Source organism: Duganella rivi, from assembly GCF_009857435.1.
Classification (GTDB): domain Bacteria; phylum Pseudomonadota; class Gammaproteobacteria; order Burkholderiales; family Burkholderiaceae_D; genus Rugamonas; species Rugamonas rivi.
Genome location: NZ_WWCK01000003.1, coordinates 526,762 through 542,207 on the forward strand (window position 1 = coordinate 526,762; position 15,446 = coordinate 542,207).

15 protein-coding genes are annotated in these 15,446 nt (G+C 60.2%); 5 read left to right on the forward strand and 10 right to left on the reverse strand.

Going from position 1 to position 15,446, the window contains the following annotated elements; genetic code table 11:
- The 4 genes from GTP45_RS11070 to GTP45_RS11085 all read left to right on the forward strand — a co-directional run bounded on the left by GTP45_RS11070 (nucleotide 1) and on the right by GTP45_RS11085 (nucleotide 2,229).
- A complete protein-coding gene (locus GTP45_RS11070; protein ID WP_161013917.1) occupies nucleotides 1-288 on the forward strand; it encodes a DUF4936 family protein in 288 nt (95 codons plus the stop codon).
- Complete coding sequence (locus GTP45_RS11075) at nucleotides 279-1,022, forward strand: NRDE family protein (protein ID WP_161013918.1); 744 nt, start codon at nucleotides 279-281, stop codon at nucleotides 1,020-1,022. The genes GTP45_RS11070 and GTP45_RS11075 overlap by 10 nt, the downstream gene beginning before the upstream one ends.
- A gap of 295 nt (nucleotides 1,023-1,317) precedes the next feature.
- Nucleotides 1,318-1,674 (forward strand): flagellar protein FlaG, encoded by a 357-nt coding sequence (locus GTP45_RS11080; RefSeq protein ID WP_161013919.1) that lies wholly within the window; start codon nucleotides 1,318-1,320, stop codon nucleotides 1,672-1,674.
- Between the two features lie 54 nt (nucleotides 1,675-1,728).
- Nucleotides 1,729-2,229, forward strand: coding sequence for an FxDxF family PEP-CTERM protein (locus tag GTP45_RS11085; RefSeq protein WP_161013920.1), 501 nt, complete (start codon nucleotides 1,729-1,731; stop codon nucleotides 2,227-2,229).
- A 3-nt stretch (nucleotides 2,230-2,232) separates the two neighbouring features.
- On the opposite strand, the gene GTP45_RS11090 is transcribed toward GTP45_RS11085, so the two are convergent.
- Genes GTP45_RS11090 through GTP45_RS11115 form a run of 6 tightly spaced genes read right to left on the reverse strand, consistent with a single transcriptional unit; the run spans nucleotide 2,233 to nucleotide 8,391 of the window.
- Nucleotides 2,233-2,646 (reverse strand): GNAT family N-acetyltransferase, encoded by a 414-nt coding sequence (locus tag GTP45_RS11090; RefSeq protein WP_161013921.1) that lies wholly within the window; start codon nucleotides 2,644-2,646, stop codon nucleotides 2,233-2,235.
- The gene (locus tag GTP45_RS11095; RefSeq protein WP_161013922.1) at nucleotides 2,643-3,554 is read right to left on the reverse strand and encodes an SDR family oxidoreductase; all 912 of its coding nucleotides are present in this window, start codon (nucleotides 3,552-3,554) and stop codon (nucleotides 2,643-2,645) included. Before GTP45_RS11095 ends, GTP45_RS11090 begins: the two co-directional genes overlap by 4 nt.
- Nucleotides 3,555-3,556: 2 nt before the next feature.
- Nucleotides 3,557-4,564, reverse strand: a complete 1,008-nt coding sequence (locus tag GTP45_RS11100) for an NADP-dependent oxidoreductase (RefSeq protein WP_166454587.1) — start codon at nucleotides 4,562-4,564, stop codon at nucleotides 3,557-3,559.
- A 2-nt stretch (nucleotides 4,565-4,566) separates the two neighbouring features.
- Entirely contained in the window at nucleotides 4,567-5,346 is a 780-nt protein-coding gene (locus tag GTP45_RS11105; RefSeq protein WP_161013923.1) for an SDR family oxidoreductase, read from the reverse strand.
- 19 nt (nucleotides 5,347-5,365) lie between these two features.
- Complete coding sequence (locus tag GTP45_RS11110) at nucleotides 5,366-7,207, reverse strand: acyl-CoA dehydrogenase (protein WP_161013924.1); 1,842 nt, start codon at nucleotides 7,205-7,207, stop codon at nucleotides 5,366-5,368.
- 5 nt (nucleotides 7,208-7,212) lie between these two features.
- Entirely contained in the window at nucleotides 7,213-8,391 is a 1,179-nt protein-coding gene (locus GTP45_RS11115; RefSeq protein WP_161013925.1) for an acetyl-CoA C-acyltransferase, read from the reverse strand.
- 204 nt (nucleotides 8,392-8,595) lie between these two features.
- Between GTP45_RS11115 and GTP45_RS11120 the strand changes: the two genes are divergently transcribed.
- The gene (locus GTP45_RS11120) at nucleotides 8,596-10,290 is read left to right on the forward strand and encodes an MFS transporter (RefSeq protein ID WP_166454588.1); all 1,695 of its coding nucleotides are present in this window, start codon (nucleotides 8,596-8,598) and stop codon (nucleotides 10,288-10,290) included.
- A 121-nt stretch (nucleotides 10,291-10,411) separates the two neighbouring features.
- Here the strand turns inward: GTP45_RS11120 and GTP45_RS11125 are convergent, their stop codons facing one another.
- The 4 genes from GTP45_RS11125 to GTP45_RS11140 form a co-directional block, all read right to left on the reverse strand.
- The gene (locus GTP45_RS11125) at nucleotides 10,412-11,209 is read right to left on the reverse strand and encodes a transposase (protein ID WP_161013926.1); all 798 of its coding nucleotides are present in this window, start codon (nucleotides 11,207-11,209) and stop codon (nucleotides 10,412-10,414) included.
- Between the two features lie 201 nt (nucleotides 11,210-11,410).
- Entirely contained in the window at nucleotides 11,411-12,043 is a 633-nt protein-coding gene (locus tag GTP45_RS11130; protein ID WP_161013927.1) for a PEP-CTERM sorting domain-containing protein, read from the reverse strand.
- A 185-nt stretch (nucleotides 12,044-12,228) separates the two neighbouring features.
- Nucleotides 12,229-12,867, reverse strand: coding sequence for a PEPxxWA-CTERM sorting domain-containing protein (locus GTP45_RS11135; protein WP_161013928.1), 639 nt, complete (start codon nucleotides 12,865-12,867; stop codon nucleotides 12,229-12,231).
- 164 nt (nucleotides 12,868-13,031) lie between these two features.
- Entirely contained in the window at nucleotides 13,032-15,113 is a 2,082-nt protein-coding gene (locus GTP45_RS11140; RefSeq protein WP_161013929.1) for a 3-hydroxyacyl-CoA dehydrogenase NAD-binding domain-containing protein, read from the reverse strand.
- Nucleotides 15,114-15,446: the final 333 nt, after the last annotated feature.

The following is a 15,446-nucleotide window of genomic DNA, read 5'->3' on the forward strand; positions in this document are numbered from 1 at the left end:
ATGGATCTCTATATTTACTACAAGGTCAAGGATGCCGACGCGGCGTCCTTGGAAGCAGCGGTCGCCTCGATGCAGGCGACGCTGGCGCAGCGCCACGGCGTTGCGGGTCAACTCAAGCGCCGCCCGGAAGCCAAGGACGGCGTGCAAACGTGGATGGAAGTGTACCCCTCCACGCCCGAAGGCTTTGCGGCGGCGCTGGACGGCGCTGTCCACGAGGCCGGTGTTCTGTCATGGATCGCCGGCCTGCGTCACACCGAAGCTTTTATGGATGTCGCCCCATGTGCCTGATCGTTTTTGCTTGGCAGGTGGTGCCGAAAGTGCCGCTGATCGCAGCGGCCAACCGCGACGAGTACTACCAGCGCGCCACCGCGCCAGCCGGCCCATGGCCCGAGCATCCGCAGATTTACGCAGGCCGCGATTTGCAAGCGGGCGGCAGCTGGATGGGCATCACCAAGCCTGCGGAAGACGGCGGGCCATCGCGCTTCGCCGCCATCACCAACATCCGCGCGCCGTCCGAGTACAAGGATGATGCGCCGTCGCGCGGCCAGCTAGTGGCCAACTTCCTTGCCTGCAGCATGACGCCGCAGGAATACGTCGACTCGATCCGCGCCACCGCGCACGAGTACAACGGCTTCAACCTCGTGCTGGCCGACCGCGATACCTTGATCTGGTACTCCAACAAGGGCGACAACGACCCGCGCAACGGCAAGCCGCTGGAGCCCGGCGTCTATGGATTGTCGAACGCGCTGCTCGATGCGCCATGGCCGAAAGTATTGAAAACCAAGGCCCAATTCGCCAGCCTGCTGTGCCTGGGCGCGCCCGATGAAGCCTACTTCGAAATGCTGGCCGACACCACGCAAGCGCCGGATCTGCGTCTGCCGGAAACCGGCGTGCCGCTCGACCTGGAGCGCGTGCTGTCGGCCGTCCGCATCGAAAGCCCAAGCTACGGCACCCGCACTTCCACCGTGGTCAAGCTCTACGCCGAAGCGCCGGCCACGCTGCAAGAAATGCTGGTGCATTAGGGGGACGCAGGATGAATACCCATTAGCGCTCGACTACCATCCTAAAAAGTACCCCGAACGAAAGGGTCTGACCCCGTACGGGGTCAGACCCTGGCCGCAGCGGTGTGCGGGTTGGGTTGGTGCCGCGAGCTTTCAAGGCGACAAGCAGCGTCAACCCCGCAGGCATATTTACCACCCCTCGCGATCGCAAAATATTTCGCATTTTCTTAAACGTTAACTCAATTTTTCTCGAAGCCTGCCGTAATCCTCGATAGGCGGGTAATGTATCCCACTTATTCGAAGGAAAACGACCATCATGGACACGAGCAGCATCAACCGTTTGGACTTGCTACCCGCAGCCGCCGCCCCGGCCACGCCAGCGGCGCCGGTGTCCGTGCCTGCGGCGAAGCCGATTGCCGCCGCCAAAGATGATGCTGCGGCCCGTGTACCGACTAAAACTGAGTTAAAAAACTCGGTCGACGCGATCAACCGCTTCCTGCAAGATAACAGCGAGGTGCACTTCAGCATCGACGAAGACAGCGGCTTGTCGGTGGTGAAGGTGATCGATACGGAAACCAAGAAAGTGCTGCGCCAATTCCCCTCCGAACAATCGCTGGAAATCGGCAAGAATCTCGGCAGCCTGAAAGGCATGCTGATTAATAGCGAAGCTTGAACCAGTTTGTGCTATTATGTAAATTAAATTTCCATAATAGCAATGGAGGCTGGGATGAACGCAATCAAGCCCATCACGCAAGCGCTGGCTGGCTTGGCGTTGGCCGCGCTGGCGGCATTGAGCGCCCAAGCGGCCGATTACGACATCCCGGATAGCGGACTGACGCAGGAATTCAACTGGTCGAACGGCATCGGCGCGGCCGATGATACCTTTAGCATCACCGTTGCCGCCCCTTCCCAAATCCACGTAGTCCTGACCGACGAATTCCTCGCCGGCGACACCTTCAAACTTAAATTGGACGGCAACTGGGTGCCGTTCACGTCCACCACCTTCGTCGGCAGCAGCAACTTCCAAGGCACGGCCAGCGGGGTTTATCTGGGCGTCGGCGCGCACACCTTCGAAATCTTCCTGACCGGCTTGTCGCCGGGCTATGGCGATGGCTCGGGCATCGCGGCGTTCAGCGCCCTCGAGGCGGTGCCGGAGCCGGCCACTTACGGCATGCTGCTGGCGGGCCTGGGCCTGCTCGGCTACGCCGCCCGCAGCAAGCAAGCCTGAGGTTTAAAAGCTGCGCTGCATATTGATGTGCGCGATGCCCGCCTCGTAGAACTCTTCCCCATCGATGCTGAAGCCGTGCCGTTCATAGAACGGCGCGGCATGCGTTTGCGCGCTCAATACCACGGCCTTGTCGCCACGCGCCTGCGCTTGCGCCATCAGCGCTTGCAGCAGCGCGCCGCCGATGCCGGTGCCGCGCCCGGCCTTGCGCACCGCCATGCGGCCGATGTGACCATCCGGCAGCAAGCGGCCGGTGCCGACCGGCGTGCCGTCTTCGGCGTAGGCGACAGCGTGCAGGCAGGCCGCGTCCATATTATCCATCTCCAGCTCGGGCGGGACTTTCTGTTCCTGGACAAAGACCTCAAAGCGAATCAGCTTGGCGTCAGCGCTCAGCGTGGCCCAGTCTCCCAACTTGATCATGGTGTTGCTCCTTTAATCCTGGCGCGCAAGGCTTCCTTGATCTGCGGCGCGGCAGCGTAAGGATCGGCCGGATTGGTGCCGGCAACGATATGCTCCATGCGCTCGCGCACGCCGGCCAAGGCTTCCGGGTGCGAATAAATATAAAACTGTCCTTCGGCGATGGCCTTGAAAGTGGTTTCCGCCACCGCCTCGGCCGATACTTTACCCGAAGAGACGGCTTTATCGGTCATCGATTGCGCGGCCAGTTGACTGGCGGTCGGGCCGGCCGACATGCGCACGTCGTCAGGACGGTTGCGGTGCGACTGGCTGATGCCGGTCGGGACAAAGTACGGGCACAGCACCGATGCACCAATCGGCGCATTCACCAGCTGCAAATCCTGGTACAGCGTTTCGGTCAGCGACACCACGGCGTGCTTGGAAACGTTGTAGACACCCATCGCCGGCGCGGTCAGCAAGCCCGCCATCGAGGCGGTGTTGACGATGTGGCCTTCAAACGCTGGATCGTTTTTGGCGGCGTCCAGCATCAGCTTGGTGAAGATGCGCACGCCATGAATCACGCCCCAGACGTTCACGCCCATCACCCATTCCCAGTCCGCCTCGGTATTTTCCCAGATCAAGCCGCCGGAGCCGACGCCAGCGTTATTGAACACCAGGTGCACCGCGCCGAATTCAGCCACGGCGGCATCAGCCAGCGCTTGCACTTGCTCGCCTTTACGTACATCGCACAGGCGGCCGATCACACTGGCGCCTTGTGCGCGCAGCTCTTCAACCGCGCGATCCAGCGCGTCCGCTTGCACGTCGGCCAGCACCAGCTTCATGCCTTCGCGGGCCGCCACGTTGGCGAATTGACGACCCAAACCACTTGCTCCGCCAGTGATGACGGCGACTTTGTCTCGGAATGTTTTCATTTTTAGATAAGCTTCACCAGTTGTTTGCCGAAATTACGCCCTTGCAGCAGGCCCATAAACGCTTCCGGTGCAGCGGCCAAGCCGTTCGCCACCGATTCGCGGTACTTAATTTGACGATTGGCGACCAGCACGGCCAATTCCTGCAAGCCCTGCTGCCAGTACTCCATGTGTTCGGTGATGATGAAACCGCGCAGCGTCAAACGATTCAGCAGCAGCGCGCGGGTGTTCTTGATTGACATATCGGCGCCGTTGAAGCCGCCGATCAAGCCGCACAGCGCGATGCGGGCGAAGGCGTTGGTGCGTGCCAGCGCCGCGTCGAAGCAAACGCCGCCGACGTTTTCAAAAATGGCGTCAACACCGTCCGGCGTGGCGGCGGCCAGATCAGCCTCCAGATTGCCGGCCTTGTAATCGACGCAGGCATCGAAGCCCAGTTCTTTGACCACGTAATTGCACTTCTCCGCGCCGCCCGCGATGCCGACCACGCGGCAGCCACGCAGCCGCGCCAACTGGCCGACTACGCTGCCGACAGCTCCGCTCGCAGCCGATACCACCACCGTTTCACCGGCCGCCGCTTCCATGATCTGATTGAAGCCGTACCACGCCGCCATGCCCGGCATGCCGACCACGCCGAGGAAGGCCGATAGCGGAATCCGCGTGGTGTCCAGCTTGCGCAGCAGCACGCCGTCGGACACGCCCATCTCGGCCCAGCCCAGCGTGCCGTTGACGTACTCGCCGACTTTGTAGAACTCATTGCGCGAGGCCACCACTTGGCCGACCGTGCCGCCTATCATGGTCTCGTCCAGCGCTTGCGAGGCGGCGTAGCTGCCCGCCTTGCTCATGCGGCCGCGCATATAGGGGTCGAGCGACAGGTAGTGGTTGCGGATCAAGACCTCGCCTTCAGCCAGTGCCGGCACCGGCACCGTCTCAAGGCGGAAATTCTCCGGCGCGACCGGGCCGCGCGGACGCGCCGCCAGCACGATGCGCTGGTATGACTCAGGAATCTCCAGCATGCTCAGACCGCCGATACGCCGCCGTCCACGGCCAGGATTTGGCCGGTGATGTGTTTGCCTGCGTCAGACGCGAACAGGACTGCTGCGCCTTTCAGGTCTTCGTCATCGCCGAGGCGGTTCAGCGGTGCATGCTGGGTCAGCTGGTCGCCCATCACCGACAGCAAGCCCTTGGTCATCTTCGACGGGAAGAAGCCCGGCGCCAGCGCGTTGACGGTGATGCCGTGGCGGCCCCATTCGCCGGCCAGCGTGCGGGTGAAGTTGACCAGCGCGCCTTTCGAGGTGTTGTAGGCGATGGTTTGCATGGTGCCCGGCGGGTTGCCGGCCAAGCCTGCAATCGAAGCGATGTTGATGATGCGGCCTTGGCCGCGTGGAATCATCGAGCGCTTGCCGACCAGTTGCGACACCACGAAGATGCTGCGGATATTCAGATCCATCACCTTGTCCCACGCTTCGACCGGGTGGTCTTCGGCAGGCGCGCCCCAGCTGGCGCCGGCGTTATTGATCAGGATGTCGATGTGGCCGAGATGGGAAATCGCGCCATCCACCAGTTGCGCGGCTTGCTCGTCGTTCGACAAGTCGGCGGCGATGGCGTGCGCGTTGACGCCGTGCTGCGTCAGGAAGGCCACCGCTTCATCGAGTTCGGATTGCTTGCGCGACGAGACCACGACTTTGGCGCCCTGCTCGCCCAGCGCCAGCGCCATTTGCAAGCCGAGGCCGCGCGAGCCGCCGGTCACCAGCGCGGTCTTGCCGGTCAGCGAAAACAGTTCTTGGGTAGTCCGCATATTGTCTCCTTCTTCGATGTTAGAACCACGCGTCTTGCATATCGAGCGTTGTGGTGTCTATGCTGGCCAGCAGTTCCAGCTGCGGGCCGATTTTGGGCAGCTCCCAACGGAAGAAATAGCGGGAGGCTTGCAGTTTGCCGCGATAGAAATCGGCGTCACCTTGCTGCAGCGATGCCGCAGCCAGCAAGGCTTGCTGTAGCCATATCCACGCGACCACCACGTGACCGCATGCTTCCAGATAGGTGCTGGCGTTGGCCAGCGTCTTGTTCATGTCGCCGACAGCATACAGCTTTTGCGTGGTTTGCTCCAAGGCCTGCCATGCCTGTTCGAGCGCGTCGGCATGGGCCAGCAGCTCCTTGCCGATGTCGGCGTAGCCCACCGGCGCCACGTCCGGCGCGCCGACGCTGCCGCGCACTTTACGTACCGTTTTGCGGATCTCGCTGCCAAATGCCTTGAACAAGGCGCCATCTTGCAGCGAAACTTTGCGGCCCAGCAGATCGAGGCCGTGAATGCCGTGCGTGCCTTCGTGAATCGCGTTCAGGCGATTGTCGCGGTAGAACTGTTCGACGTTGTACTCGCGCGTGTAGCCGTAGCCGCCGTGCACCTGGATCGCCAGCGAGTTGGCCTCCACGCACCATTGCGACGGCCAGGACTTGGTAATCGGGGTAAGGAAGTCCAGCAGCCGCGCCGCATGTTCGCGTGCCTCCGGCGTTGCCGCGCTGTTTTGCTCATCGACCAGGCGGGCGCTGTAAAGCACGAGGCCAAGGCCTCCTTCGACGTATGCCTTCTGCGCCAGCAGCATGCGCCGCACGTCGGTGTGCTCGATGATCGGCAGTTGCGGTTGGGCTGGATCTTTCTGCGCTGGATGGCGGCCTTGCGGACGATTGCGCGCATAATCCAGCGCGTGCAGATAACCGGTGTAGCCCAGCACCGCTGCGCCGAGACCGACACCGATGCGCGCCTCGTTCATCATGTGGAACATATTGGCCAAGCCGTGATGCGGCTTGCCGACCAGGTAGCCGATCGCACCGCCCTTCTCGCCAAAATTGAGCAGGCAATTGGTGGTGCCGCGATTGCCCATCTTGTGATTGAGGCCGGCCAGCGCCACATCGTTGCGCGCGCCGAGGCTGCCGTCGTCGTTGACCAGGAACTTCGGCACGATGAACAGCGAGATGCCTTTCACGCCTGGAATCAGCTTGCCGTCCTCGCCGGGAATCTTGGCCAGCACGAGGTGGATGATGTTTTCGGCCAGTTCGTGTTCACCCGCCGAAATCCACATCTTGTTGCCGGTCAGTCGATATTGATGCTCGCCGTCCGGCTCGGCGCGGGTGGTGATGTCCGACAGGCTGGAGCCGGCCTGCGGCTCGGACAAGCACATGGTGCCGAAGAACCGCCCCTCCAGCATCGGATTGACGAAGCGCTGGATTTGCTCCGGCGTACCGGTCTTGAGCAAGGTATTAGCATTGCTCATGGTGAGGAAGGTGTAGGCCGAGGTGCTGACGTTGGCGGCCGTGAAGTAGGCCGCCAGCGCTTTCTCGACCACCACCGGCAGCTGCATGCCGCCGCGTTCGAAGTCCTGACCGGCCGCCATCAGGCCGGCTTTGGAGAAGGCTTCCAGCGCCGTCTTCACCTCGGGGATGATCTGCACCTTGCCGTCGACCACGTGCGGCTCGTGGCTGTCGGCCTTCTTGTTGTGCGTGGCGAACAGCTCGGTGGCGAGCCGTTCGGCGGTATCAATGGCGGCGTCGAAGGTTTCACGGTTGTGATCCTGGAAGCGCGGGCGCTGGGTCAGCGCCTCCGCATCCAGCCATTCGTACAGCATGAACGCCAGGTCGCGGCGCGACAGAATGGTCGAGTCCATGCGGCTTACACCACTTCGAACAAGCCTGCCGCTCCTTGACCGCCACCGATACACATGGTGACGACCACATATTTCACGCCACGGCGCTTGCCTTCAATCAGCGCATGGCCGACCAGGCGCGCGCCGGAGACGCCGTACGGATGGCCAACGGCAATCGCGCCGCCGTTCACGTTCAGGCGATCCATCGGGATGCCGAGCTTGTCGGCGCAGTACAGTACTTGCACGGCAAACGCTTCGTTCAATTCCCACAGGCCGATGTCTTCAACTTTCAGGCCGGCTTTCTTCAACAGCTTAGGAATCGCAAACACCGGGCCGATGCCCATTTCATCCGGCTCGCAGCCGGCGACCGCGAAGCCGCGGAATACACCCAGAGGTTGCAGACCTTTGGCGGCCGCCACTTGCGCACTCATCACGATAGACATCGAGCCGCCGTCCGAGAACTGGCTGGCGTTGCCTGCGCTGATCACGCCGCCTGGCACAGCGGTACGGATTTTGGACACGCCTTCATAAGTGGTATCGGCACGGATGCCTTCGTCGGCCGAAATCGTCACTTCCTTGGACAGCAGCATGCCGCTGGCCTTGTCGGCCACCCCCATCACCGTGGTCATCGGCACGATTTCCGCGTCAAACAAACCGGCAGCTTGCGCAGCGGCGGCGCGCTGCTGGCTTTGCACGCCGTATTCATCCTGGCGCTCGCGGCTGATGCTGTAGCGCTTGGCGACGGTCTCGGCGGTTTGCAGCATCGGCCAGTAGATTTCCGGCTTGTTCTGCGACAGCCAGACTTCCTTGTACATATGCATATTCATTTCCTGCTGCACGCAGGAGATCGATTCGACACCGCCGGCGGCGTAGATGTCGCCCTCGCCGGCAATGATGCGCTGGGCCGCCGTGGCAATGGTTTGCAGGCCGGATGAGCAGAAACGGTTGATGGTCATGCCGGCGGTGGTGACCGGGCAGCCGCCGCGAATGGCGATCTGGCGGGCGATATTGCCGCCGGTCGCGCCTTCGGGATTGGCGCAGCCGACCAGCACATCTTCCACTTCACCGGCCTCGATGCCGGCGCGCTGGATCGCAGCTTGCAGCACGTGGCCGCCCAGCGTGGCGCCGTGCGTCATATTGAACGCGCCCTTCCAGGACTTGGCCAAACCCGTGCGGGCGGTAGATACAATGACGGCGTCAATCATGAGAGTCTCCTATGGAATGAGGTGTTATTCGACCCAGAATAGCATATTTTTAGTACGGTCGTTCGCAAATATTTATGTAAGTTTGGCGTAAGTTTGGTGAAAGAATGACGTAAGGTTAAGGGTACAGACTGAGATCAAGCTGACGAAGTAGTAACTATCTCGGCTGGGGAAAAACATCCTACAAAATCAAAGGAGACACACATCATGGCAAATACAGGAACGGCTGATCCGCGCGCAGCGGGCAAGGCCACCCCGATTACTGCCGAAGAACGCAAAGTGATTTTTGCGTCCTCGCTCGGCACGGTATTCGAATGGTACGACTTTTATCTGTACGGCTCGCTGGCGCCAATTATCGCCAAGCAGTTCTTCATCGGCGAACCGACCACCACCTTCATCTTCGCGCTGCTGGCATTTGCGGCGGGCTTTATCGTACGTCCATTCGGCGCCGTGGTGTTTGGCCGCCTCGGCGACATGATCGGCCGTAAATACACCTTCCTGATCACCATCCTGATCATGGGCGCGTCCACCTTCATTGTCGGCTTACTGCCCGGATACGCGGCGATCGGTATTGCCGCGCCTATTGTTCTGGTGGGATTACGGATCTTGCAAGGCTTGGCACTGGGTGGCGAGTATGGTGGCGCAGCCACCTACGTGGCCGAACATGCACCGCACGGCAAGCGCGGCTCGTTCACGGCGTGGATCCAAACAACTGCGACCTTGGGCCTGTTCCTGTCGCTGCTGGTGATTCTGGGCACCCGTACTGCGGTCGGTGAAGAAGCTTTCAATGCCTGGGGCTGGCGCGTGCCGTTCCTGGTATCGGTGCTGCTGCTGGGCATCTCGGTGTGGATTCGCCTGTCGATGAATGAATCGCCGGCCTTCGCCAAGATGAAAGCCGAAGGCAAAACCTCGAAGGCGCCGCTGAGCGAAGCCTTCGGCCAGTGGAAAAACCTGAAAGTGGTGATTCTGGCACTGGTTGGCCTGACCATGGGCCAGGCGGTGGTGTGGTACACCGGCCAGTTCTACGCACTGTTCTTCATGACCCAAGTGTTGAAGATCGACAGTGCTACCGCCAACATCATGACCGCGCTGTCGCTGGCGCTGGCCACCCCGTTCTTCATCTTCTTCGGCATTTTGTCGGACAAGATCGGCCGCAAATTCATCATCCTCGGCGGCTGCGTGCTGGCTGCTGCCACCTACTTCCCACTGTTCGGCGCGCTGACCCACTACGGCAACCCGCAGCTGGAAGCGGCGCTGAAAAACTCGCCGGTGGTGGTGTATGCTGATCCTGCTTCGTGCCACTTCCTGTTCAACCCGACCGCGACCAAGAAATTCCCATCGTCGTGCGACATCGCCACCGGCATGTTGTCCAACGCTTCGGTGAACTACACCACGCAAGATGCGCCAGCTGGCAGCGTGGCGAAAATCAAGGTCGGCGACAAGGAAATCACCTCCTTCAATGCCGTCATGACGGCTGACGGCCTGAACTTCGACAAAGCCTCGAAAGACAGCGAAGCGGCGCTGAAGAAAGAGGTGGCGGCAGCGGTGAAAGCGGCCGGCTACCCAGCCAAGGCGGACGACACCCAGATCAACAAGCCGATGATGGTCTTGATCCTGTTCATCCTGGTGCTGTACGTGACCATGGTGTACGGCCCGATCGCGGCCATGCTGGTGGAAATGTTCCCGACGCGCATCCGCTACACCTCGATGTCGCTGCCATACCACATCGGTAACGGCTGGTTCGGCGGCCTGCTGCCAACCATCTCGTTCGCGCTGGTGGCATTCAAGGGCGACATCTACTACGGCCTGTGGTATCCGATCATCATCGCCCTGATCACCGTCGTGATCGGCGTGCTGTTCGTCGGTGAAACCAAAGACAACAACATCTACGCGGCCGACTAAGCTCCGCCGCCAAACCGAAAGCCGCCTCCGGGCGGCTTTTTTATTCGGGGTCAGTTCTGCCAATCGCACACGACCCCGGCCGTAGACCATCCATCCGTTGGATCACGCGGCTGACTGTACGTTAGGAAATCCCGAAATGGAAGGCTATCTGAGTCATGGTGTAGGCAGTAGAGTGGTACGCCTCAAATATTGCCATGTCACGGTCGGTGAACTTGGCCTCGTACTCTGCCAGCGATAGCGCCATTGCGCGCCGATGCTCTTTCGTCACCTCACTTAGTGAAACACCCGCCTGACAACTACGATGGCGCGAAACAAATGCATCATCTCCAAGTATCAGCTGATGACGTGTCCGTTTGATTGGGCTCGCTTCGCCTATTCCCGCAAGCACGAAATGCCGGTATGCCTCCATAGCCTCTTGGCGGCTAGTGCCGAACAGCGCCAGGATCCAATCGGTTTGCAGCCAAACTGGGGGGCATGGTTGCTGCGTCATGAAGTGATAACTGCTCCAGTTCCAATCAGCAATATCAGAGACCATTCCGGCGCGAACGGGATTCAGCACGACATAGCGAGCTAGCTCTCTAAGATAGAGATCTTTCTGCACCAGGATGGCCTTATAGCGTCCTTGAAAAAGATGCCCAACCACTTGATGCCTGCGATTGAAGTACTGAGAGTAAAGCCCGTTGAGCTGGCGCATGCCTCGCGATAAATTGGCCTCACCGGTCTCCAATAGCAGATGGTAGTGATTGGTCATCTGGCAGAAACTATGGACGCTGAAGTTAAAGCGAGCGCACGTACTGGCCAGCATGCTCAGCCAGGCTAAGCGATCAGTGTCATCTCGGTAAATTGCCTGTTGCCGATCTCCGCGCGCAGTAACGTGGTAAATAGCATCGGCGAATTCTAGTCGTAAAGGTCGGCTCATAAAGACCACCTTACACCACCTAAGCCTCGCCCAATTGAGCAAGATCACAGCTCTTGACGCCAGTCTTACGCCGCTATGGACTAGCTCGTGTGCGATTGGCAGAACTGACCCCGAATAAAAAAACCGCTCCGGGAGGAGCGGTGAAATTCATACCCAAGGAGTCCCTTACTTCGGTATTGCCTTACTTCAGCTTCTTACTACTTATTGCTGCTTGCGGCGGCGCACGACGGCGCCGACCAGGACGAGGCCGCCGAGCAGCATGGCGTAGGTTCCCGGTTCAGGAACTGCCGCGATGCTCGACGAACCAAACTCTAACCGCAGACCGGTCGGATTGCCGCCGTTCTGTGCCCAGTTGCTGACCACGAAATCCAACTTGTTGAGACCGTTCACGAAGCCACTGTTGGCGCCGAAATCGGTCCAGCTGGTAAAGCCGGTGGCGTTGCCGATGATGGTGTTGTTGAGCTTAACCACGACCGAGTTGTCAGCCGCCAGGCGCCCTACAAACGACGCGGTGCTCGCATCGAAACCGCTGAGGTTGAATTTCAGGGTGTAGGTGTAGGTGCCGGCGCTCGCTGGATCAAAGCTGTCGGCCTGATTCGCGGTCGGCGTGATCCATTTCGAGACGCCGTCGTTGGCCAGCCATGGGCCGATCGGCCATTGGCTATCGTAGGTGATGATCGGGGTGGTGCTGACAGCCGAGCTCAAGCTGTAGTTGCTGTCGACCGAACCGCTGGCGCCAACGCCAGTATTTTTCAGGCCGGTGATGCTGGCAGCGTGTACGGAGGTGAATGCGGTGAACGCCAGCGCAGCGGCGGCGATAAAGGTGCGTTTCATGTGAGCCTCTAAAAAAGGTTGGTTTGTCATGTCAGCCAGCATCAGTGAGGATGCTTGGATTTCATCGAACCGTTTTTTAGGGCGTCGAAAGATGGGTGCTGTTGCAGCGAATTATAACGGGCTTTTTTAAAAAATGCCCACATGCCATTAAAATTTCTTTAAGGAACGTGGGCATTTACCACACTTTATTTCTGTTTGCGGCGGCGCGCGACTGCACCTACCAGCGCCAGGCCGCCCAGCATCATGCCGTAGGTTGCCGGTTCTGGTACGGCGCTCACGTTGGAGCTGGTGAACTCTACGCGCAGGCCGGTTGGGTTGCCGCTGCCCAGCTTGTCGTTGGTGACGATGAATTGCAAGGTGTTCACGCCGGCCAGGAACCCGTCATCGGCGCCAAACGAGCCCCAGGTCTTGAAGCTGTCGCCGCTGCCGATCAGCGAGCCGTTCAGCTTGACCACCACCGAGTTGTCCGCCGACACGCGGCCGAGGAACTCGGCGCTGGACGCGTTGTAGCCGGTCAGGTCGAACTTCAGGGTGTAGGTGTAGATGCCGTCAACCGAAGGATCCAGGCTCTCGCCCTGCGTTGCAGTCGGCGTAATCCATTTCGAATCGCCGCTATTCTTGATCCAGGTACCGTCCACCGGCCACACGTTGTTGAAAGTGACGGTAGGCTTGGTGGCGGCCACGCTGGTCGAGCTCAGCGAGTAATGCGTCTCTTCCGAACCTTCGGCGCCGGTGCCGGTGTTGTACAGGCCGTTGATGGCGGCGGCTTGGGCGGCGGAGATGCTGGCCAGCGCCAGTGCTGCTGCAAAGATAGTGTGCTTCATAAAACCCCAATTATTAGTATGAGAGAGTGCCCACCGGGACTGCCAACCGCTTTCCGGGCACGGGGAAACAAAAACGGCCGGGCTCGATTATAACGAGTCCAGCCGAAATGTGTGAGCACAATATTAATTGATGTGTCTTACTCGCAACTAAGATTGTCGTTTAATTAGCGATTAAAGACCTTTCCTTCCGCCGCCAACTGCGACAGCAGCGGCGCCGGCTGCCAGGCCGAACCTTGGTGGCCTTTGGCGTACTTGTTGATGGCGGCCAGCACGTTCGGCAAGCCCACGGTGTCGGCGTAGAACATCGGGCCACCGCGGTACAGCGGGAAGCCGTAGCCGGTCAGGTAGACCATGTCGATGTCCGAGGCGCGCAGCGCAATGCCCTCTTCCAGGATCAGCGCGCCTTCGTTGACCAGCGCGTACACCAGCCGCTCGACGATTTCCTGGTCGCTGATCTTGCGGCGGGTGATGCCGAGATCGGCCGAATGCTGGACGATCATGGCGTTGACCTGCTCATTCGGATACGCCTTTCGGTCGCCGGCCTTGTAGTCGTACCAGCCGGCGCCAGTTTTCTGGCCGTAGCGGCCCATCTCGCACAGCAGGTCGGCGGTCTTGGAGTAGCTGATCTCTGGTTTCTCCACGTAACGGCGCTTGCGGATGGCCCAGCCAATGTCGTTGCCGGCCAGATCGCCCATGCGGAACGGGCCCATGGCAAAGCCGAATTTCTCGGCCGCTTTGTCGACTTGCTCCGGCAGCGCGCCCTCTTCCAGCAGGAAGCCGGCCTGGCGGCTGTACTGCTCGATCATGCGGTTGCCGATGAAGCCGTCGCATACACCCGATACCACGCCGGTTTTCTTCAGCTTTTTGGACAATGCCAGCGCGGTGGCCAGCACGTCCTTGGCGGTTTCCTTGCCGCGCACGATTTCCAGCAGCTTCATGACGTTGGCCGGCGAGAAGAAGTGGGTGCCGATCACGTCTTGCGGACGCTTGGTGAACGCGGCGATCTTGTCGACGTCCAAGGTCGAGGTGTTGGTGGCCAGGATTGCGCCCGGCTTCATCACCTCGTCCAGCTTGCGGAACACGGCTTCCTTGACGCCCATTTCTTCAAACACGGCTTCCACCACGATGTCGGCCTGGCCGATGTCATCATAGGACAGCGTGCTGCTCAGCAGGCCCATGCGCTGGTCCAGCTTCTCCTGGGTCAGCTTGCCTTTTTTCAGGCTGTTTTCGTAGTTCTTGCGGATGGTGGCGATGCCCTTGTCCAGCGCCTCTTGCCTGGTTTCCAGCAGCTTGACCGGAATGCCGGCGTTCAGGAAGTTCATGGCAATGCCGCCGCCCATGGTGCCGGCGCCGATAATGGCGGCCGACTTGATGCTGCGCACTGGCGTATCGGCCGGCACGTCCGGCACCTTGCTGGCGGTGCGCTCGCTGAAGAAGGCGTGGCGCAGCGCTTTCGATTCGGTGGTCTGGATCAGGTGCAGGAAGCGCTCGCGCTCGAACTTCATGCCGTCGTCAAATTTCATGGTGACCGAGGCGGCCACGGTTTCCACGCATTCCAGCGGCGCCGGGAACGGGCCGGCCATGGCCTTCACGGTGTTGCGCGAGAATTGCAGGAAGGCTTCGTGGTTCGGGTAATCAACCTTGCGGTCGCGCACTTTCGGCAGCGGACGCACGTCGGCGATTTTCTCGGCGAAGGCCACGGCCGATTGCACGATGTCGGCATCGGCGGCAAAGATTTCATCAAACAGCGCCGGCAGTTTTTCCGACGCCACCGGATTGCCCGACACGATCATGTTCAACGCCGGCTCCAGGCCCAGCACGCGCGGCAGACGCTGGGTGCCACCGGCGCCCGGCAGCAAACCCAGTTTCACTTCCGGCAGCGCGATTTGCGCGCCCGGCAAGGCCACGCGGTAGTGGCAGCCCAGCGACAGCTCCAGCCCGCCGCCCATGCAGACGGTGTGAATCGCAGCGACCACCGGCTTGGTCGAGCTCTCGGCCGTCGCAATGAAGGTGTGCAGGCTAGGCTCGGCCAGTGCTGCCGGGGTATTGAATTCCTTGATGTCGGCGCCGCCGGAGAAGGCTTTGCCAGCGCCGGTAATGACGATGGCCTTGACCTCATCGTCAGCCAGCGCTTGCTGGATGCCCTTGACGGCAGCAGTGCGGGTAACCAGGCCCATGCCGTTGACCGGCGGATTGTTCAGCGTGATGACGGCAACCGCGCCGTGCACTTGGTATTCAGCAGTCATGTCTCTTCCTCTTCCTTGTGTTCTTGGTTGGAATGCTAGGCCCACTCACTATACCGCATAAAAAGAACGACCGTGTTATTTTTTTGTTCCAGACCCGCACTTTTGAATCCGGGGGTAGCACTTTGCAATGCTGAGAATAATCGCAAAGGCTGTCGCTTGCAGAGTACATTTGACTGCGATTCTATATTGCTCCACTTGCTTCGACTTTGAATAAGAGAAATAATCAAACCGCACAGCGCATATTCCCCATCCCCGAATATCAGAATAAATCTATCTAAATATCACCGCATTGAAATAATGCCTACGACATTTAGTATCTCTCAATATACGACA